At 40.3% G+C, this 19,760-nt stretch carries 22 protein-coding genes and 2 riboswitches; of the genes, 1 reads left to right on the top strand and 21 read right to left on the bottom strand.

Annotated elements, in window-relative coordinates; genetic code table 11:
- Positions 1-36 precede the first annotated feature (36 nt).
- The 14 genes from thiE (ACLNCW_RS05855) to ACLNCW_RS05790 form a co-directional block, all read right to left on the bottom strand.
- Positions 37-669 (bottom strand): thiamine phosphate synthase, encoded by a 633-nt coding sequence (gene thiE, locus ACLNCW_RS05855; RefSeq protein ID WP_424845528.1) that lies wholly within the window; start codon positions 667-669, stop codon positions 37-39.
- The gene (locus ACLNCW_RS05850) at positions 662-1,465 is read right to left on the bottom strand and encodes a hydroxyethylthiazole kinase (RefSeq protein WP_001147718.1); all 804 of its coding nucleotides are present in this window, start codon (positions 1,463-1,465) and stop codon (positions 662-664) included. The genes thiE (ACLNCW_RS05855) and ACLNCW_RS05850 overlap by 8 nt, the downstream gene beginning before the upstream one ends.
- Entirely contained in the window at positions 1,465-1,989 is a 525-nt protein-coding gene (gene thiW / locus ACLNCW_RS05845; protein WP_049516544.1) for an energy coupling factor transporter S component ThiW, read from the bottom strand. Before thiW ends, ACLNCW_RS05850 begins: the two co-directional genes overlap by 1 nt.
- 4 nt (positions 1,990-1,993) lie before the next feature.
- Positions 1,994-2,686: a thiaminase II gene (gene tenA / locus ACLNCW_RS05840; RefSeq protein WP_004256208.1), complete on the bottom strand. Its 693-nt coding sequence runs from the start codon at positions 2,684-2,686 to the stop codon at positions 1,994-1,996.
- Between the two features lie 10 nt (positions 2,687-2,696).
- Complete coding sequence (locus ACLNCW_RS05835; protein WP_000241384.1) at positions 2,697-3,347, bottom strand: energy-coupling factor transporter transmembrane component T; 651 nt, start codon at positions 3,345-3,347, stop codon at positions 2,697-2,699.
- A gap of 1 nt (position 3,348) precedes the next feature.
- The gene (locus tag ACLNCW_RS05830; RefSeq protein WP_424845525.1) at positions 3,349-4,734 is read right to left on the bottom strand and encodes an ATP-binding cassette domain-containing protein; all 1,386 of its coding nucleotides are present in this window, start codon (positions 4,732-4,734) and stop codon (positions 3,349-3,351) included.
- Positions 4,735-5,295, bottom strand: a complete 561-nt coding sequence (locus tag ACLNCW_RS05825) for an ECF transporter S component (protein WP_045607222.1) — start codon at positions 5,293-5,295, stop codon at positions 4,735-4,737. It lies immediately after the preceding gene.
- Between the two features lie 156 nt (positions 5,296-5,451).
- Positions 5,452-5,540: riboswitch (TPP riboswitch) on the bottom strand.
- 210 nt (positions 5,541-5,750) lie between these two features.
- Positions 5,751-6,380 carry a thiamine phosphate synthase gene (gene thiE, locus ACLNCW_RS05820; RefSeq protein ID WP_238096337.1) on the bottom strand — a complete coding sequence of 210 codons (630 nt, stop codon included), beginning with the start codon at positions 6,378-6,380 and terminating at the stop codon, positions 5,751-5,753.
- Position 6,381: 1 nt separating this feature from the next.
- The gene (gene thiM / locus ACLNCW_RS05815; RefSeq protein ID WP_020900141.1) at positions 6,382-7,164 is read right to left on the bottom strand and encodes a hydroxyethylthiazole kinase; all 783 of its coding nucleotides are present in this window, start codon (positions 7,162-7,164) and stop codon (positions 6,382-6,384) included.
- A gap of 234 nt (positions 7,165-7,398) precedes the next feature.
- Positions 7,399-8,067 (bottom strand): TenA family protein, encoded by a 669-nt coding sequence (locus ACLNCW_RS05810; protein ID WP_424845522.1) that lies wholly within the window; start codon positions 8,065-8,067, stop codon positions 7,399-7,401.
- Between the two features lie 214 nt (positions 8,068-8,281).
- A riboswitch (TPP riboswitch) is annotated at positions 8,282-8,370 on the bottom strand.
- Between the two features lie 148 nt (positions 8,371-8,518).
- Positions 8,519-9,655 (bottom strand): L-lactate oxidase, encoded by a 1,137-nt coding sequence (gene lctO / locus ACLNCW_RS05805; RefSeq protein ID WP_000120714.1) that lies wholly within the window; start codon positions 9,653-9,655, stop codon positions 8,519-8,521.
- 160 nt (positions 9,656-9,815) lie between these two features.
- A complete protein-coding gene (locus tag ACLNCW_RS05800; RefSeq protein WP_002877065.1) occupies positions 9,816-9,998 on the bottom strand; it encodes a hypothetical protein in 183 nt (60 codons plus the stop codon).
- Between the two features lie 142 nt (positions 9,999-10,140).
- Positions 10,141-10,455, bottom strand: coding sequence for a hypothetical protein (locus ACLNCW_RS05795; protein ID WP_002880183.1), 315 nt, complete (start codon positions 10,453-10,455; stop codon positions 10,141-10,143).
- A 173-nt stretch (positions 10,456-10,628) separates the two neighbouring features.
- Positions 10,629-11,189 (bottom strand): TetR/AcrR family transcriptional regulator, encoded by a 561-nt coding sequence (locus ACLNCW_RS05790; RefSeq protein ID WP_000111607.1) that lies wholly within the window; start codon positions 11,187-11,189, stop codon positions 10,629-10,631.
- A gap of 254 nt (positions 11,190-11,443) precedes the next feature.
- Between ACLNCW_RS05790 and ACLNCW_RS05785 the strand changes: the two genes are divergently transcribed.
- Positions 11,444-12,067: a cysteine hydrolase gene (locus tag ACLNCW_RS05785; protein WP_004256189.1), complete on the top strand. Its 624-nt coding sequence runs from the start codon at positions 11,444-11,446 to the stop codon at positions 12,065-12,067.
- A gap of 50 nt (positions 12,068-12,117) precedes the next feature.
- Here the strand turns inward: ACLNCW_RS05785 and pyrE are convergent, their stop codons facing one another.
- The 7 genes from pyrE to typA form a co-directional block, all read right to left on the bottom strand.
- On the bottom strand, positions 12,118-12,750 hold the full coding sequence (pyrE, locus tag ACLNCW_RS05780) for an orotate phosphoribosyltransferase (RefSeq protein ID WP_000170895.1): 633 nt from the start codon (positions 12,748-12,750) through the stop codon (positions 12,118-12,120).
- Between the two features lie 33 nt (positions 12,751-12,783).
- A complete protein-coding gene (pyrF, locus tag ACLNCW_RS05775) occupies positions 12,784-13,485 on the bottom strand; it encodes an orotidine-5'-phosphate decarboxylase (RefSeq protein WP_424845517.1) in 702 nt (233 codons plus the stop codon).
- A gap of 232 nt (positions 13,486-13,717) precedes the next feature.
- Positions 13,718-14,971 carry a cell division protein FtsQ/DivIB gene (locus ACLNCW_RS05770; RefSeq protein WP_078238510.1) on the bottom strand — a complete coding sequence of 418 codons (1,254 nt, stop codon included), beginning with the start codon at positions 14,969-14,971 and terminating at the stop codon, positions 13,718-13,720.
- Positions 14,972-14,980: 9 nt separating this feature from the next.
- On the bottom strand, positions 14,981-16,039 hold the full coding sequence (locus ACLNCW_RS05765; RefSeq protein ID WP_049499917.1) for a UDP-N-acetylglucosamine--N-acetylmuramyl-(pentapeptide) pyrophosphoryl-undecaprenol N-acetylglucosamine transferase: 1,059 nt from the start codon (positions 16,037-16,039) through the stop codon (positions 14,981-14,983).
- Position 16,040: 1 nt separating this feature from the next.
- Positions 16,041-17,393 (bottom strand): UDP-N-acetylmuramoyl-L-alanine--D-glutamate ligase, encoded by a 1,353-nt coding sequence (murD, locus tag ACLNCW_RS05760; protein WP_410012005.1) that lies wholly within the window; start codon positions 17,391-17,393, stop codon positions 16,041-16,043.
- A 114-nt stretch (positions 17,394-17,507) separates the two neighbouring features.
- Positions 17,508-17,762, bottom strand: coding sequence for a DUF3165 family protein (locus ACLNCW_RS05755; RefSeq protein WP_000262673.1), 255 nt, complete (start codon positions 17,760-17,762; stop codon positions 17,508-17,510).
- Between the two features lie 19 nt (positions 17,763-17,781).
- Positions 17,782-19,623 (bottom strand): translational GTPase TypA, encoded by a 1,842-nt coding sequence (gene typA, locus ACLNCW_RS05750; RefSeq protein WP_000164111.1) that lies wholly within the window; start codon positions 19,621-19,623, stop codon positions 17,782-17,784.
- Positions 19,624-19,760 lie beyond the last annotated feature (137 nt).

Genomic DNA, 19,760 nt, shown 5'->3' with positions numbered 1-19,760 from the left:
TCCCTAGTTTACTCTTTGATTTTCATTGAGTATTAATTAGAAAATAATGTCATCCAACTTTGTCAAAAAGGCTTGCGTTTTTGCCTCTATATCTTCTGCTTGCATCAAATCACGCACTACAGCTACACCAGCTATGCCCGTGCCGATAAGTTGGTCAATGTTCTCTGATGTCAAGCCGCCAATGGCAACTACTGGAATGACAACCCTTTGGCAAATTGTCTTCAAGGTTGAAATCAGAGTGATGGGTGCATTTTCCTTGGTCGTAGTCGGGAAAATGGCTCCTGTCCCCAAGTAATCCGCACCTCCTTCTTCTGCCTCGAGGGCTCTTTTTACAGTTTTAGCTGTGACACCGAGGATTTTTTCAGGACCTAGGACTTTGCGGGCAACCGAAACTGGTAGTTCATCGTCTCCAATATGCAGACCAGCAGCATCAACCGCAAGACAAACATCCAAACGATCATCGATTATCAAGGGTACCTGATAGGCATCTGTTATTTCCTTGACTTGTTTTGCCAGTTGATAATATTGATTTGTTGTGAGATTTTTTTCTCGTAATTGGACTATGGTAACCCCTGAGCGGCAAGCCGTCTCAATCTTTTCAAGAAAACTTTGCAAGGAATCTTGGTAGCGATTGGTTACCAGATATAGTCTAAGTGCTTCTCTATTCATAAACCTCTCCTTTGATAGCATCTAGCCAGTTTTCATCTCTTTTGAGGAGTGAAAGCTGATTGAGTACTTGGTAACGAAAATCTTCCAATCCCATTCCTTGAACAACTATTCTCTCAGCGGAGATATTGAGATAAGAAACCGCTAGGAAAGAAGCTTCAAAGGCAGTCTTTCCTTGGCTGAGAAAAACAGCTGTTAAAGCTCCAACCAAGTCTCCTGTCCCTGTTATCCAGTCTAATTCAGCACAGCCATTTCCCAGTACAGCGACCTGATTCTTCGAAACGATGAGGTCCTTAGGGCCTGTGACTAAGAATGACATACCTGGATAGATCTGACACCAGTCTTTCAAGACTTGAAGCAAATCCTCAGTTTCTTGATCTTTAGCACTCGCATCTACCCCAACGCCGTGGTGTTTTAAGCCAACAAGACTTCGGATTTCCGACATATTTCCTTTAAGTACCGTAGGTCTATAGTCTAAAAGGTCTTTAACTAAGCTCTTACGAATGGATGAAACTGTTACGCCAACTGCATCTACTACCATTGGAAGACAAACTTGATCTGCATAAGAAGCTGCCATACGGATTGCTTTTTCCTTCTCAGCTGACAAATGCCCCAAATTGATGAAGAGTGCCTGGCTTTGCTTAGTAAAATCAAGAACCTCACGGGGATCATCTGCCATAACTGGTTTACATCCCAGAGCCAAAATCCCATTTGCTAGCATCTCACAAGAAATCTCATTGGTAATACAGTGAATGAGGGAAGTCGTTGCCAGAGGAAAAGGATTTGTAAATGCCTGCATCAGTCTATCCTTTCATCAAAGAAATATCCCTGAACTTTTTTAAAGAATTCCTGCTTGATTAAAAATCGAAAGGCAATAAAGGAAATCGCTGTACCAATCAAGGTTGCACCGAAAAATCGAGGAGTGTAGATAAACCAACTAAGCTTAGCAGCTGATCCTGTAAAGAGTACCATAACAGGATAGGAAATAATAGAACCAATAATACCTGTTCCCAAAATCTCTCCGAGAGCAGAAAAGTAAAATTTTCTACCATACTTATAAAAGAGACCTGCTAGAAGGGCTCCAAAAGTCGCTCCTGTGAGAGCTAAAGGCGGAATCCCTTGAGTCGTCATACGGATAAAGGCTGTCACTGTAGCCATAGCCAAGGCATAAACAGGTCCCATCATGATTCCAGCTAGAATATTGACTACACTGGACATCGGTGCCATTCCCTCAATCCGAAAGATAGGCGTAAGGACTACATCAAGGGCAATCATCATGGATAAAATGGTTAATTTGTGAACCTGTAATTGGTGCTTTCTCATATTTCTATTCTTCTCCTGTTTCTAAAGACTGTAAATCGCTTTTCCATGTCTGATGTTGGTAGGCCATTTCCCAAAACTTAGCTTCCATATGAACACTGATGTGGAAGGCATCTAGCATTTTTTTCTTGTCTGTCTCGTCACTTTCTCGATAGAGTTGATTGACCAGAGCCTCTTCCTCTCTAATCTGTTGCTCCAACTCATCCGTAATATAAGTTTCAATCCATTGTTGGTAGAGAGGATTTGGTGATGGTTTAAGATTAAGTGATTTGCCTATATCATGATATAGCCAAGGACAAGGCAGCAAGCTCGCAAAGGCAATACCCAAGTTTGGCTCTGCAAATTGCCGATAAATGTGAGAGATATAATGATAACAAGTTGGAGCGATTGGATGTTGCTCCATTTCCTGGTCGCTGATTTCTAATTCCTTGAAAAATTGTTGGCGGATAAATAACTCACCTTCCACTAGACTCTGAGCATTTTGTTTCAAGAGTCTTCTCATTTCCTCATTCAAAGTCTTATCAGCCAAGAGGTGATAGGCTTCTGAGAAGGCCTTCAAATAGTAGGCATCCTGAATCAAGTAATAGCGAAAGATGGACAGGTCTAAATTTCCCTCTTGCAACTGTAAAACAAAGGGGTGATGAAAGGAAGTCTGCCAAGCTTCCTTGGATAATTCCATCGCAATATCTGTAAATTCCATAATAACTCCTTTATAAAAATAGACTGGTTTGAAGCAATAAAAAGAAAAGCAGGTAGATGAATAGTGTCCTTTGAGGAATATAAAAAGTCCGATAGCGATTCTCCGCCTGTGCATGTTCGTCATATCCATGCGCCGATAGGGCTCTCAGGTAAAGATGGCGCCACCTAAAGACTGTCATCAGAACCTTGCTGTAAATCAAGGGCGACCAAAAATGTAGTTCTTGACCGCGTAATAAGCAAGCTTCCTTGAGGGACTTGATTTCTTGCTGGATAAGGGGGAAGGAATTGAATACCACAATCAAGGCATAGGCCCAAGAGCGTGATAACCCCTTTTGAGCCAAGTACAAGAGAAGCTCTTTTAGGGAAATAGAGGAAACAAAGACAAGACCAATACAAACGGTCACAAAGGCCCTCGTTCCAAGCATGACTGCCTGCGAAGCATCCCCATGTAACTGAACTGCCCAGTAGTTGGCCAAGGATGGCAAAATGGCGAGCAGAATCATCCAAGCCAATACTTTAAATCGCCGGTAATAGAGCATAAAGAGAATGCAAAATGCGACTACCGAGAGATTAAGAGCAATCGAAGGAATGAAAGATGTTTCCAAGGATAAAATCAGCAAGAAGAGACTGATAATCGGTGTCTGGGTTGCTACTTTGACCATACTATCTCACCTCCCCTTGGGTATTACTACTCTGAGATGTGAGTGGTTTGGTAATTGTCACTGCTTTCACATGACTGAGACCCTGACTAGTCATCTCAATCCAATAATCAACCACAGAGATCAAGGGATCTAAGCGATGGCTAATGATCAGAAAACTTCTTCCCTGATTTCTCTCCTCCACAATCCACTGACAAAAATAGTTACAAGCTATATCATCCAAACCAGCAAATGGTTCATCTAGCAAAATCACAGACGCCTTGCTGGTCAAGATGGTCAATAGCTGAAGAATCTTTTGCTGGCCACCACTTAATTGATAAGGACTCTTATCGAGCACCTGCTCCAGATCAAAATATTGTAAAGCTTGGAGAATCCGTTGATTTCTTTCAGAATCAGGTCCATCTAATTGAAGTTCCTCTCGCAGACTGACTCGGATAAACTGTTTCTCAGCTTCCTGAACAACACCCGTCAGGTCACGATACAAACTCTTTTTCTTTTTCAGGACTGTCCCCTTCCAAGTAATTTGTCCTTTATACTTTTGAAATTGAAGAATAGACCGAAAGAGGGTTGATTTCCCAACACCATTGTCACCCAGGATACAGGAAATCCCTTGGTAGAATGTAAAATCCGCAATTGAAAAGAGGGAGCGCTTATCCAGCTCACAAGTCATTCGATCCATGTGGAATAGTTCTGGACTAGAAGCAACATTCTTTGAAGAAACCTGTGTCATATCAGAGGAAGGGATTTGATTTATTTCCCTTAGTTGTCCGTCCATTAGCTCCACCATATGGTCGATATAGGCTTCATAATCAGATAAATCATGGTCGCACAAAATAACTGTCTTCCCATTAGAAGCCAACTCTTTTAGAATCTCCAATATCTCTAATCTGCTCCTGCGGTCAATGGAAGCAAAGGGCTCATCCAAGAGATAGACCCTAGGATTCATAGCAAAAAGAACAGCCAAAGCAGCCTTTTGCTTTTCCCCACCTGATAAGTGATGAATTGGACGGTGCAAGATCTTCTCACAGCGACATTGCTGGACAACCTCTGCTATTTTAGAATCAATTTCCTGAACGGGATACCCAATATTTTCCAAGGTAAAAACCAGCTCCTCAAACAAGTTCTCCATGGTAAATTGATGATTGGGATTTTGAAAGAGAATACCAACCGTCTGGACACGTTCGATGATAGAAAGCTGACTGACCTCGCTCCCATCTATCAGGACTTGACCGCTATAGGGAAGAGAACTGACTTGGGCAATCATTTGAAAAAGACTAGATTTTCCTGAACCACTGCTTCCAACTAACAAGGTAAAGGCTTGCTCATGAAAAGTAAAATCAATCGGTTCTGAAAAAATTGGGGACTGAATCGCTCGTAGTTCCAGCCCCATCTATGCCTTTCCTCCAGCTGCAAACTGATGATAGAGTTTGACAATGGCACGAACCAAGATAGTACAGAAGAAAAAGACAGAAATAAAGCGTACCACTAGCAAGGAAAGTACAAAAGGCACTGAAAAGGCGTAGTAACCTAACTTAATGTATTCATAGACAAAGCTAACAAGCGTAATCCCAATACTATTGGCAGTTAGAGAGAGCCAACTTTCATAGCGATTCTTGGTTACGATAAAACCAAGTTCACTTCCCAAACCTTGAACCAAGCCAGACAAAAGGGCACCTAGACCGAATTGGCTACCATAAAGGACTTCAGCAAGCGCAGCTAGCACTTCTCCAATCGTTGCACTTCCGACTCTTGGAACAAAGATGGCCGCAATGGGCGCAGCCATACACCAGAGACCAAAGAGGATTTCATTGGCAAAGGCCTGCAAGCCAAGAGGGGCTAAAATCAGAGTGAGGATATCAAACAGATAACCTGAACCCACAAAAACGCCACCAAAAAAGATAGACAAGAAAGCAAGTAAGATAACATCTTTTAATTGCCATTTTTTCAACATAAAAAAACTCCTTTTTTAAAGAAAAGTGGGGCATTCAAGGTGAGCTACCTAAATGCTTTGTATCATCTTCATCCAGTTTCGTAAAAGAAAAAACTCTAATTACAGATAGAAATTAGAGTTCAGCTTACAAGATTAGATGGTTAGTTTCTATAAATACAAAACCATTTCACATTTCCCTTCGCCAGTCTTAACTGTATCAGGTTCAATGGGTATCATCTCAGCCTAAAGCACCCCAAATGTCTTTATTATTTAATTATATAAATATTATAACAAACGATTTATTCTAGTTCAAGAAATTGAACTGGGAAACACACTCTTGCACTCACAAAGATAGCAAGTCTTTCTTTTACAAAAACCAAATGTCTTGTTTGATAGATTAGCTATTTAAACTGAATCTGGACATATCTTTTTAGAAAAGGAAAACTTCCACTTACTTAGAATCCAAGGATAGATACCTATTGTTCACTCATTTCTCGAACAGTTTTTTCTATATTTTTTGCATACGATATTGCTGAAATGATTGAAACACCATCCATATTAGCCTTCATAATGTCTTTAATATGTTGCGTCTGTATCCCACCAATTGCAACTAAGGGCATTTGTGGCAATAGTTTTCTCATCAATTTAAGACCTTCATAACCTATAGCACCACCAGCATCATCCTTTGACTGGGTATCAAATACAGGACCAACACCAACATAATCTACATATTCAACTTTTGATTGTTGAAATTCTTCCTTGTTTTTTATTGAAAGACCAATTATTTTATCTGGCATCAATTTTCTAATTTCATCAACTCCAAGGTCATCCTGTCCTACATGTACGCCATCAGCGTCAATTTCCATTGCCAAATCAATATCATCATTAACGATAAATGGAACATTATATTTTTTACAAAGATCCTGTAGTTTTATTGCTAATTCGACTTTTTCTATACCTTTCAGTGCTCCCTCACCTTTTTCACGGAATTGAAATAAGGTTATACCACCTTTTAAGGCTTCCTCAACGACCGTATATAGATCTTTTCCTTGGCAAGTAGTCGTTCCACAAATAAAATATAGTTTTAGTAATTTTTTATGAAACATTTTACTTCACTCTTTTGAATTCCTTTACATCTTCATCTGTAATCTCATATAAGGCGTTTATAAATTCAACTTTAAATGTTCCAGGAAGATGTCCATTGGGACGTTTTTCTGCCATTTCTCCAGCGATATTGTAAACCAACATTGCTGTTTCTAATGATTTCAATTCTTGACCTTTTTCTAGTCCGATAAAGCTTGCTACTACAGCACCTAATAAACATCCTGTCCCAATAACTTTTGGCATCATGGCACTACCATTATGAATCGTTACCACTTCTCCATTTACCGCAATAGCATCCACTTCACCTGTTACTATTATAGGAATATTGAACTTCTCATTTGCTGCTAGAGCAATTTCATCAATATTATCTACGCCCGCACTATCTACTCCTTTAGATGCCACATTTATCCCTACTAAAGAAGCAATCTCGCCAGCATTTCCCCTAATCGCTGCTAGTTTGTAATTGTTGATTAGATCATCTGCTACTTTTTTTCTATACTCTCCTGCTCCACAGGCTACAGGATCTAAAACTGCTGGGACATTATATTTCTCTGCAATTTTCAAAGCAGCTTGGTATAATTTCCAATTTTCATCTGTCAATGTTCCTATGTTTATTAATAAACCTCCAGCATACTTTAACAAATCCTCTAAATCTGCAGGAAACTCACTCATAGCTGGTGATGCACCCAGTGCTACTAATCCATTTGCTGTGAAATTTTTTACTACATCATTGGTGATGCAAATGACCAAAGGTGCTTTTTCTTTTAATAATTTTAAACTTGTCATATTGAAATCTTTCCTTTTCACTTTATACGATCTACTGATTTCGATTTATCTCTATCTTTCGTTAAGAAATTTTTTTATTTACATTGAATGATTTATGCTCAATGAAAATCAAAGAGCAAACTAGGAAGCTAGCCGTAGGCTGTACTTGAGTACGGCAAGGTGAAGCTGACGTGGTTTGAATTTGATTTTCGAAGAGAATTACCTCATCAAATTTGTAAATATCCTAAACTTTCTCTAGGCGTCATAACCAATATCAAAAAAAGCTAATTCTAAAGCAACTGCTTGGTTCCAGCGTTGCTGAAGTTCTGTCAAATCTTCTAGACCTTTCCCAACACGATTGAGTTCGTCAACCAGAAATTGAACCCACTCTGCAAAGAAAGGACCTCTGTGGAGATTGATCCATTCCGAATGAATATAGGTTTCAGGTAGAGCTAAATCTTTAGAACCCCAGTCTAAATAGAGACCTTCTGCAATGACCAGCATGACTAAAAGATGGGCATAGTCTGATGATGATACAGCAGAATACATAAGCTCCTGAAAGGCTTTTGTTACAGGATGCAAGGTCACTTCCAGATAGTCATTCTCAGATACTTTTAACTCCTTGAAAGCCTTTTGGAAATAACCATCTTCGTCTGCTTCAAGAAAGCCTAGTTGCTTGGCAAAACGAAGCTTGGATTCAAGCTGGTCTGCGTGGGCTACGCAAGCACCCAGCATGGATAAGAAGGCATCAAAGAAGTGATAATCTTGAATTAGGTAGTCTCTTAAGACCTTATTCTCAATTGTCCCCGCAAAAAGTTCCTTAACAAAACGATGATTGATTGCAGCCTGCCAATCCTTCTGACTGCTTTTTAATAATTCTCCAACAGTCAAACCTGGCTCAAATGCATAGTCTTGTGTTTCCATATTTACATTTCCTCTCTTTACTCGTTCGTAATCAACAAAATACCAAGAAAATCCTAGTTTTACTTGACCTTTTTAAAGAAAATCAAGGGCGTTCAAGAAGAGCTACCTAAATGCTTTGTATCACCTTCATCCAGCTTATATAAACAAAAAAACTCCAATTACAATCAAGAATTAGAGTTGACTTACAAGATTAGATCGTTCATTTCGACATACGAAAAAACGTTTCACATTTCCCTTCGCCAGTCTTAACTGTATCAGGTTCAATGGGTATCATCTCAGCTTAAAGCACCCCAAATGTCTTTATTATTTAATTACTGGACCAGTATAGCAAAAAATGAAAGCCCTAGCAAGATATTTGATTAGAAAATATATTTATATAGATTTCAATGGTGATTTATTCTTCCTATAGACGAAGAAAAACCTCCACATCAAGTGGAGGCAAGCTGTTTTATCAATACAATTTTAAGTCGCGTGGGTCAACTGGGAAGGTTGGGTTGTATGGGTTATGACGAAGTTTAAAGTGTTTAACATCTTCAATAGTCTGAGTTCCAGACAACTGCATAACTGTCTTCAATTCCGCATTCAAGTGTTCAAAGACTTGACGCACACCGACACTACCACCGAGAGCCAAGCCATAGATAACAGGGCGACCAATAGCTACCAAGTCTGCTCCTGAAGCCAAGGCTTTAAAGACGTGTTGACCACGACGAATACCTGAGTCAAAGACGATTGGTACGCGTTTGTCAACTGCTTCTGCTACTTCTTGAAGTGAGTCGAAGGCAGCTGGTCCACCGTCGATTTGGCGACCACCGTGGTTAGTTACCCAGATACCAGAAGCCCCTGCAGCAAGCGAACGTTCAACGTCCTCACGGCATTGTGGTCCCTTGACATAAACAGGAAGTCCTGAATATTCAGCGATAAATTCTACATCACGTGGAGACAAGCGTTGTTTAGCTGATTTGTAAACAAAGTCCATTGATTTTCCAGCACCTTCTGGCAGGTATTCTTCAACAATCGGCATGCCAACTGGGAAGACAAAACCATTACGTTTATCAACCTCACGATTGCCCCCTACAGTAGCATCTGCTGTCAAGACAATCGCTTTGTAGCCTTCAGCCTTCACACGGTCCATAATATGACGGTTAATTCCATCATCTTTACTAAAGTAAAATTGGAACCAGTGAGGTGTTCCTTGAAGGGCTTCTGTAATTTCTGGAAGATCGACAGTAGAGTAAGAACTGGTTGTATAGAGGGACCCAAACTCATGCACACCACGCGCAGTAGCCACTTCACCCTGTTCGTTTGCTAATTTATGAGCTGCAACAGGCGCCATAATGATTGGTGAAGACAATTTTTCACCTGCAAATTCAATCTCTGTACTTGGATTTTCAACATCACAAAGAGTATGCGGAACGATGAGTTTATGGTTAAAGGCGCGGATATTCTCACGCAAAGTAAAAGTATCTTCCGCCCCACTAGCAATATAGCCAAATGCTGCTTTAGGAATAACTTGTTGCGCCATTGGCTCCAAATCATAGGTATTGATGAAATCTACATGACCTTCTGCATTGCTTGTTTTGTATGACATAAAATGTCCTCCTTGATAAGTAAGCGTTTACTTTGTATATTACAAAAAATATTCTAACTCTTTTTTCAAAATTTTTCAAATATTTTGTTTGGAAATTTCATACTTTCAATCATTTTACAGCGATAATTAAAAATGATGAACTTTCTTAAGTTATGGAAATTCAAATAATCTTTTCATTTTCTAATACTTTATCATCAAATTGTTCAGCTAGTATAGTTGCTGAGTGATAAAGTTCCTTTGCTTTATTTTTATCATTTTCAAAATAAAGATAGCACTTAGCTTCAAATACTGAAATTCCAGGTTTATAGACTTGCAACGTTGTTACTGATAAAATTTCATTCATCTTTTTACTAGAGATATCATATGTTTATAGTCATTATGAACAACATAAACAACCGCTATGGCACAAAGAACTGATAGTAGCTCTACATTATACATTTCATCACTAACTAATTGCTGTTTCAACAACTTAATCCGAAAATCATCTAATGCTCTCTTCTATAAATCAAGTCTTGACATTGCATAGCAAAATAATCAATTAATAGTAAATCATTGAATGTGTAAACTTGCTTTAGTGTTACTTGCTTAAAATAATCATCAAAAATATCTTCAGCGAAACTACCTGTCCCTGTTCTTATCAAGTCTAATATTCTTTCAATCAAGTCTAGACTCAGCAACTCTTCCTCAGGAAGAGCTAGTTCTTTATTTTCAAGAAAAGTATCTATCGGAACTTCTAATCGCTTAGATAAATATTGTAACTTAGTAATTGTTGGCAAGGATTGCCCAAGCTCAGTACGCATCAGCTGTTTGATTATTAAGTCAGCTTCTGTCCACAGACCTCTTCTCTCATCAATTTGTGACGTTCACGTTCCTGTCTTACTCTATGACCAATTTCAGTTTTAATATCTGTTGTCATTCTTACCTCTTAACCACAATCCATAAATTAACATACTTTTAATTCTTCGGCTAAAAATTAACAATAATTCTTTTTCAAATCCGTCATATTATTTTCTAAAACTTGGATGTCTTGGCTGACTTTGAGAATGACAATGCTGCCTTGAATACTGGAGATGACTTGACGGGCCTGCAACTGCGCCCGCTCTTCTGACCAGTCAGCATGCAGGTCTTGCAAGAGGCTGGCTAACTTCTCTGTCCATTGGGTCATAAAATCATTGAGAGGACAGCGGAAGTTCTCATCTTCTGTGGACAATTCCACAATCAGATTACCAATTGGGCAACCATAAAAGACCGTCTGACTTTCATGAAATTGACAAACCCAGTCAATCATATCCGAAAACTTGTCACTGTCAGACTTGTCTGCTTCAAAAATATCTTCAAAAAGCTCTTTTCGCCAATTTGCTAAAATATCTTGAATGACCGTCAAACCAATTTCCTTCTTAGATTTGAAATAATAATAAAGCTGTCCCTTGCCAACATCAGCTGCCTCCATGATGTCACTGATGGAGGTGGCCACATAACCCTTCTGATAAATCAATTCCTCAGCACTTTGTAAAATACGCTCTTTAACGCTCATCTACTCACCTCTCTTTTTTCCTATTATAGCAGATTCAGAGTCTGAGACCAAACAATTGAAACCACCTCCTTTTGCCACTGTTTTATCATTAAAATTTTTTGTTCTGAGCAAATTAATTTACAAATTCAATTTTAGATGTTATTATAATTGTACCGAACGGTCAGTATGTAACTAAAACTACCATTTGGAAAATCATCAAACTAACAGTCTAAATTCCTATTGGCTGTTAATCAAATCATATTAGGAGGAACCTCATGTTCAATCAGAAAAATGTCGCATTTGTTATCACAGACCCGCAAGTTGAATTCTTAAAATCTACTGGTAAAGGATTCGGAGCAACTAAAGATGTTCTTGAAAAAGTTAATACTATTGAAAATCTGACAAAGCTTTTAGCTCTTGCTAAAGAGCGTGGCTACAAGCGTTTTATCTCACCGCACTACTTCTATCCACACGATCACAAGTGGCAATTTAAAGCTGCTGGTGAAACGATGATGATTGAAAACGAAATGTTTTGGCGTGATAGCCAGTATTCAGCAATTCCAGAAGGCTCTGGAGCAGATATGATTGAAGAGATTAAACCATTTTTGGATGAAGATACTATTGTTGTCAACGGACATAAAATCTTTGGCCCAGAAAGCAACGACCTTAACCTTCAACTCCGCAAAAATGGTATCGACACCGTCATCTTGGCTGGTATGAATGCTAATCTCTGCGTGGATTCACACATGCGTGAACTCATAGAATTAGGCTACAATGTCATTGTTGTTAACGATGCTGTCGGTGCTCCAGGTGAAGAAGCCTACCAAGCTGCACTAACAAACTACGGCTACATTGCCAACCAAGTTTTGACAACTGAGGAAGTTATCGCTCAACTTTAGTATTAAAAACAAAATCAGGTAATCCTAGCGACTACCTGATTTTCTATGTTTTAAGAATTTTGCCAATTTTCTTGGTCTTCTTTAAAGCGTTTTAGAAGGTCGAGTCCTTCTGGTGTGATATAGCCTTCTTCTTGGGCTAGGTGAATGAGTTCACTGTAGTTAGAAAGCGTCACAAGTTTGACACCTGCATCTGAGAAGTTCTTATCTGCTTTTGGCAATTGGTAACTGAAAATCGCTACAACACCAAGTACATCTGCACCTTCGCGTTTAGCTGCTGCTACGGCCTCAAGAACAGAACCACCTGTTGAAATCAGGTCTTCAACCACTACCATTTTTTGACCTTGAGCTACACGGCCTTCGATTTGGTTGCCTGCTCCGTGGTCTTTTGGTTTGCTACGGATGTAGGCAAAAGGCAAGTCCATCTTATCAGCAATAATAGCTCCGTGTGGAATCCCTGCTGTTGCAGTTCCTGCAATCACTTCTACCTCTGGAAAGGCTTCTTTGATAGCATCTACAAAACCATTTTCAATTAGAGTACGCGTTTCAGGATAGGCTAGTGTCACACGATTATCAGTGTAAATCGGTGACTTGATACCAGATGCCCAAGTGAAAGGCTCCTCTGGTTTGAGGTAAACGGCTTGAATTTTCAAGAGGTGGCTAGCGATATCTTTAGCAAGTGTCATGGTCTTCTCCTTTTATTTTTCTAATCTAGTTCTTTAATTCCAGTCCTGTGTCCATTCATCTTTGATGGCATGATAAGCTGCAACAGGATCCTCAGCTTGGGTAACGGGACGTCCCACTACGATATAGTCACTACCGATTTGATAGGCATCAGCAGGTGTCATCACACGTTTTTGATCTCCAACTGCAGCACCTGCCGGACGAATTCCTGGCGTTAAACAGATAAAATCTGGATTGGTGGCCTGCTTGATGACTTGCACTTCCTGAGCTGAGCAAACAACACCATCTAAGCCCGCTTCAGCTGTCTTCTTGGCATAATGAATGACAGACTCTTGCAGGCTGGTTTGGATGTTTTGAAAATCCTGCATCTGGGCTTCTGATGTTGATGTGAGCTGAGTGACAGCGATCAATTTGGCTTGACTTCCAAGACCTTCACGCGCAGCCTTCATCATCTCTACACCGCCAGCAGCATGAACATTGGTCATATCAACACCAAGCTGGGATAAGACCTTCATAGCTGATTTGACTGTATTTGGAATGTCATGCAGCTTGAGATCCAAAAAGACACTGTGACCCAGACCTTTCAAGTAAGATACAATCTCAGGACCTGTTGCGTAATAAAGCTCCATCCCTACCTTTAGGTAAAGACTTTCTTCTGCCGGGAAAAGAGCTAAAAATTCCTTGACCGCCTCAAAACTAGGAAAATCAAGAGCAATGACTGGACGATGTTCTCGCATAGGTTTCTCCTTTTACCTTTGCTAGTGAGAGAGTCTGGCCACAAGAAGCCACGAAAAAAGGAACCTGCCAACAGCAAGGTTCCACGAAAAATGGGTAGTCTCCACCCTTTCACCGTCTAACCTTAGCTGCCTCTCTGGACTGCTTTAAAGGTTTTTTACTATTCTATTATTTCTACTAGCACTTGTCAAGTAAAAACTTGATCACTAAAGAGCTATAGGAGAAAAGCTAAACCTAGCGGCGCGATGAACGTCGGGTCGTTTGGTTTTGATTGCCCTCTTCCTCCAGCTTTTTCCTTTCCTCTTCTAGTTTATTCTGCTGTTCTTCCAGTCTTTTCTTCTCTTCCTCTTTCTGTTTCTTCTCAGCTTCCTTGGCCTCTTGTTTGGCTTTTTCCTCAGCCTCCATAATTAATTTATCCGCCACAGTGTAACTGTAAATTCCAGCTTCCATGTCGACCACACTTGGTTCTGACAATTGAGGCTTAATCTTACTATAATAAGGCAATTTCTTACTCATTTCAGAAAGGGGAACCAAAACTTCGTCCGAATCATTCATAGTCAATCGAATTAAATCTGATGTGACCTTGCTTGGGGCTAATTCCACCTTCTGGATAGCCGCCTTGAGTTCTGGACTAATTTGAGCAAGTTCTGACGTAAAGGTTTTGATTTGTTCGCTGTCATTAAAGAGAACTGATATATAAGTTTCTGGCAGACTCACCAAACTCACAGAACTGGTTTCAAGCTGACCACTGGAAAGAATAGGATAATGATTTTCACCAGAAACATAGTAGGCAACAATATCGTATTCCTTAACCTTAATAGTAAACTTAGTTGGAAATTGATAGGCAAGCTGAGCTGATTCAACCCAATAGTTAGACTTGATCTGCTCTTCATATTTTGCCTTATCTAGCAGAAGGTTAATCGTATAATCTGAATCCTGAATGCCTGAAGCCTGTAGAATATCATCAGCTGTAGTTTGCACTGTTCCCTCAACACGAATATCCTTCATGGTCGCATAAGGACTGAGCAAGTATGCAGAGACAACCAATAAAAGCAGACTGAGAAACAAAATCGAGATAGCCCGCCAGATATGAACTCCTGGAATTTTCGGTTTAGCCGGTTTTTCCTTTACAGGCTTTTTCTCTATTTTTTTATTCTGTTTATTCTGTTTCTTTGGCTCTTTGGATTTTGGTTCTTCTTTGGGTACTTCTTTTTTGACGTCTTCTGACTCTTCTACTTTTTCTTCAGTATCATCCTTAGCTAATTTTGAGTCTTTTGGATCAGATTCACTCTCTTGGTGCTCAGTTGCATCTGACTTTTCAGATTTTGAAGCCATTCGAGCTTGTCTTTCCTTTTCCTTCTCCTCAGCTAGGGCCGCCTCTTCCTCAGCCTTCTTTTTTAGGTATTCTTGGTTTCGTTTCTGCCATTCTGATAACTCTTTAAATTCTTCGAGGATTTCTTTGCCCTCATTTTTCTTATCTTTTGACATTTACTTTCCTTATGATAAATCTTTTTTCAACAATTGATAAAAATCTGCTAGAGATTTCAATTCCTTGGAAGCCTTCATCTTAGCTTGGTAATCTTCCTTGTGACTTAGTAAGTGAGAAAGCTTCTCTTCTAAACTGTCCAAGGTCAAATCGCTTTCTTGAAGCTCTTCTGCATAGCCTTTTTTTACAAAGTAGGCTGCATTTTCAATCTGGTCACCACGACTAGCTTCACGACCAAGTGGCACAATAACATGCAATTTTGCCATCGCCAAGAGCTCAAAAATCGTATTGGCACCACCTCGTGTCACAACAATATCCGCCAATTCCATCAAGGGTTGATAGAGATTGGTCACATAATCAACACGAAAAAGATTTTGGCTCAACTCGTTCAGGCTAGAATCTCCAGTTAGATTGATAATATTGTAGCGCTCTGTCAGTTCTTTCTTATGGTCTGTCACCAATTGGTTAAAGACACGAGCCCCTGCAGAACCACCGACAAACAATACAGTTGGCAATTTAGGATTAAAGTGGGTTTGAATATCCACCAATTCATCCTGTTCTGGATTTTTTTGGTCTGAAACCTTGGTCACTGCTCCCACATGCTCGACCTTAGCCAAACTCGAAGCTTGCTCAAAGGTTGAGTACATCTTAGTTGCAAACTTATAGGCAATTTTATTTGCCAAGCCCATAGACAGGTCAGATTCATGAATAAAGACTGGCACTCCTGACACACGGGCAGCGATAACAGGCGGCACTGAGACAAAGCCTCCCTTTGAAAAAAGAGCCTGTGGACGAAGTCGTAACATGATAAAGAGCGACTGGACAATTCCCCAGCCAACTTTAAAGACATCCAGCATATTTTGCCAAGAGAAATAGCGACGCAATTTCCCAGTCGCAACGGAGTGGAAGGTGACATCTAGACCTGACTTGAGGATTTCTTGGTGCTCGATGCCACGTTTATCTCCGATATAGTGGACTTCCCAGCCATCTTCGATGAACTTGGGCATTAACAAAAGGTTGAGGGTCACGTGTCCAACCGTCCCCCCACCTGTAAAGACAATTTTCTTCATATTATTCCTTTAACTCCGCTACTGTGTCGATAAAGAGGTCGCCACGTACTTCAAAGTTAGCATACATATCCCAGCTGGCATTGGCTGGACTGAGAAGAACCACGTCTCCTTGAGTCGCAAGCTCGTAGGCCTTGCGGGTCGCATCAGCAATATCAGTCGCATCCACATAAGACACACCAGCCTTATCTGCTACCCGTTTGACACGTTCTGCAGACTGACCCAGGATGACCATCTTCTTGAGTCCAGTAATATCTGACACCAATTCGTCAAACTCATTGCCACGGTCCAAACCACCTGCAATCAAAATGACCTTGCTGTTGTCAAATCCTGACAAGGCTTTTTGAGTAGCCAAGATATTGGTTGACTTGCTATCATTATAGAATTTGACACCCTTGATTTCATCCACAAATTGGAGACGGTGTTTGACACCACCAAAGGCTGAAAGAGTTTCTTTGATGATCTGGTTGTCTACACCACGAAGCTTGGCTACAGCAATCGTCGCAAGGGCATTTTCCACATTGTGGCTACCAGGAACTCCGATTTCATTCGCTGCCATGACAACTTCCCCACGGAAGTAGAGCTGACCATCTTCCAGATAAGCTCCATCAACCTTTTCAAGTGTTGAGAATGGTACAACTGTAGCTTGTGTTTTAGTAGCTAATTCTTTTGCCAAGTCTTGGTTAAAGTTCAAGACAAGGAAATCAGACGCTGTCATCTTGTTCTGGATATTCCACTTGGCTGCTACATATTCCTCAAAAGAACCATGATAATCGATATGAGTTGGCATGACGTTGGTAATAACCGCAATCTCAGGATGGAATTCTTGAACGCCCATCAATTGGAAAGAAGAAAGTTCCATAACAAGCGTGTCCTTGTCTGACGCAGTTTGTGCCACTTGACTAGCTGGATAGCCGATATTTCCTGATAAAAGACCATGTTGCCCAGCAGCAGTCAAAACTTCCCCAATCATAGTCGTTGTGGTTGTTTTACCGTTCGAACCTGTGATACCGATAATTGGTGCTTCAGAAATCAAATAAGCCAATTCCACCTCGGTCAAGACTGGAATTCCCTTGGCCAAAGCCTTTTCAATCATGGGATTACTGTATGGGATACCTGGATTTTTCACCATAAGGGCGAACTCTTCATCCAAGAGTTCCAAAGGATGACCGCCTGTGATGACCTTGATCCCTTCTTCCAACAAACTTTGGGCAGCTGGATTGTCCTCGAATGGTTTCCCGTCATTTACTGTCACAATGGCACCCAGCTTATCCAACAAACGAGCTGCAGATTCACCAGACTTGGCCAAACCTAAAACAAGGACTTTCTTATTTTTAAATTGATCTATTACTTTCATGTCTCGAACTCCATTTCTACTCTTACTATTTTACCATTTTTATGGAAATAATTCTAAATGAAAATGCTCAGATTCAGCATTCTAACAAGCAAAAAGAGAGCCAAAACTCTCTTTTTATCTTCTTTTACTTTTACTGACCGACATGAGGGTAATATCTCGCAAGCTAAAGTATGCTAGGAAGAGCATGGCGATTGCGATAAAGAATTCTGTCGGTAGCTGAAAGATTTGCAAAACAGACAACATCAGCAAAATCAAGAGTGCTACAAAAGCAAAGACGACAAGTACGATATTGACAGTCCCTTTAATGCTTTCTGGTGTCGCAAATACATAGAGTAGTAATAAGAGGAGTCCTATGATTAAATAAACCATTTTTATCTCTTTCTAGCTCTTATTCAGCTGATTTTTTCTTCTTGTTAGCTTTCTCACGCTCTGCCTTGTTAAGGATTTGTTTACGCAAACGGATAGACTCAGGAGTTACTTCCATGTACTCATCGTCGTTCAAGAACTCAAGAGACTCTTCAAGTGTCAAGATACGAGGAGTCTTGATAACAGCCGTTTGGTCCTTAGTAGCTGAACGAACGTTAGTCATTTGTTTAGCCTTAGTGATATTAACTGTCAAGTCGTTTTCACGAGAGTTTTCACCGATGATCATTCCTTCATAAACCTCAGTACCTGGGTTGACAAAGATTGTTCCACGTTCTTCGATAGACATGATTGAGTAAGTTGTAGCCTTACCAGCATCGATAGAAACAAGGGCACCACGGTGACGTCCACCAATTTCACCTGGAATCAATGGTAAGTATTGGTCGAAGGTATGGTTCATGATACCGTAACCACGAGTCATTGACAAGAACTCAGTTGAGTATCCAATCAAACCACGCGCTGGAACAAGGAAGACCAAACGAGTTTGACCATTACCAGTGGAAATCATATCCAACATTTCACCCTTACGTTCAGAAAGGCTTTGGATAACAGAACCTTGGTATTCTTCTGGAGTGTCGATTTGAACACGTTCAAATGGCTCACATTTGACACCATCGATTTCTTTTACGATAACTTCTGGACGAGATACTTGAAGTTCATATCCCTCACGACGCATTGTTTCGATAAGGATTGACAAGTGCAATTCTCCACGTCCTGAAACAGTCCATTTATCTGGTGAATCAGTTGGGTCAACACGAAGGGAAACGTCTGTTTGCAATTCGGCCTGCAAGCGTTCTTCCACCTTACGAGAAGTTACCCATTTACCTTCTTTACCAGCAAATGGTGAGTTGTTGACCAAGAAAGTCATTTGAAGAGTTGGCTCATCGATGTGTAGGATTGGAAGAGCTTCAACTGCGTCTGTTGGAGTGATGGTTTCACCGACAAAGATATCTTCCATACCTGAAACGGCAATCAAATCCCCTGCTTTTGCTTCTTGGATTTCACGACGTTCCAAACCAAAGAAACCGAAGAGTTTTGTAACACGGAAGTTTTTAGTTGTGCCATCAAGTTTAGAAAGGGTAACTTGGTCCCCAACCTTAACAGTACCACGGAAAACACGACCGATACCGATACGTCCAACGAAGTCATTATAATCCAAAAGTGATACTTGGAACTGCAAAGGCTCATCTGAGTTATCTACTGGAGCTGGGATATGGTCGATAATTGTGTCAAAGATTGGTGCCATAGTAGCTTCTTGGTCAGCTGGATCATCTGACAATGAAGATGTTCCGTTGATAGCAGAAGCATAGACCACTGGGAAATCAAGCTGGTCGTCATCAGCACCAAGCTCAATGAAAAGTTCCAATACTTCGTCCACTACTTCTGCTGGACGAGCTGATGGTTTATCGATTTTGTTAACAACCACGATTGGGACAAGGTCTTGTTCCAAGGCTTTTTTCAATACGAAACGAGTTTGTGGCATTGTTCCTTCGTAGGCATCTACGACCAAGACAACACCATCAACCATTTTCATGATACGCTCAACTTCTCCACCGAAGTCCGCGTGTCCTGGTGTGTCCATGATGTTAATACGAGTTCCGTTGTAGGCAACTGCTGTATTTTTAGCAAGGATGGTAATTCCACGCTCTTTTTCGATATCGTTTGAGTCCATAGCACGCTCTGCCAATTCAGTACGCGCATCTAGAGTTTCTGATTGTTTCAATAATTCGTCAACGAGGGTTGTTTTACCGTGGTCAACGTGGGCGATAATCGCAATGTTACGGATATCTTCTCTTAATTTTGTCATGATTTCCTCTATAATATTCAAAATTTATTTTCTAACTGAACGATTATACCATAATTTCAAGTAAATAACATAATTCAAGCAAGTGTAAATGTTTTCACTCTACTTTTCTTTTCACGTCAATCCTTTTCAAAGCAGAC

Origin of the sequence: Streptococcus sp. CL6.22 (genome assembly GCF_049738055.1) — a bacterium.
GTDB lineage: Bacteria > Bacillota > Bacilli > Lactobacillales > Streptococcaceae > Streptococcus > Streptococcus mitis_DJ.
This window is presented reverse-complemented; position numbering and strand designations above follow the sequence as displayed.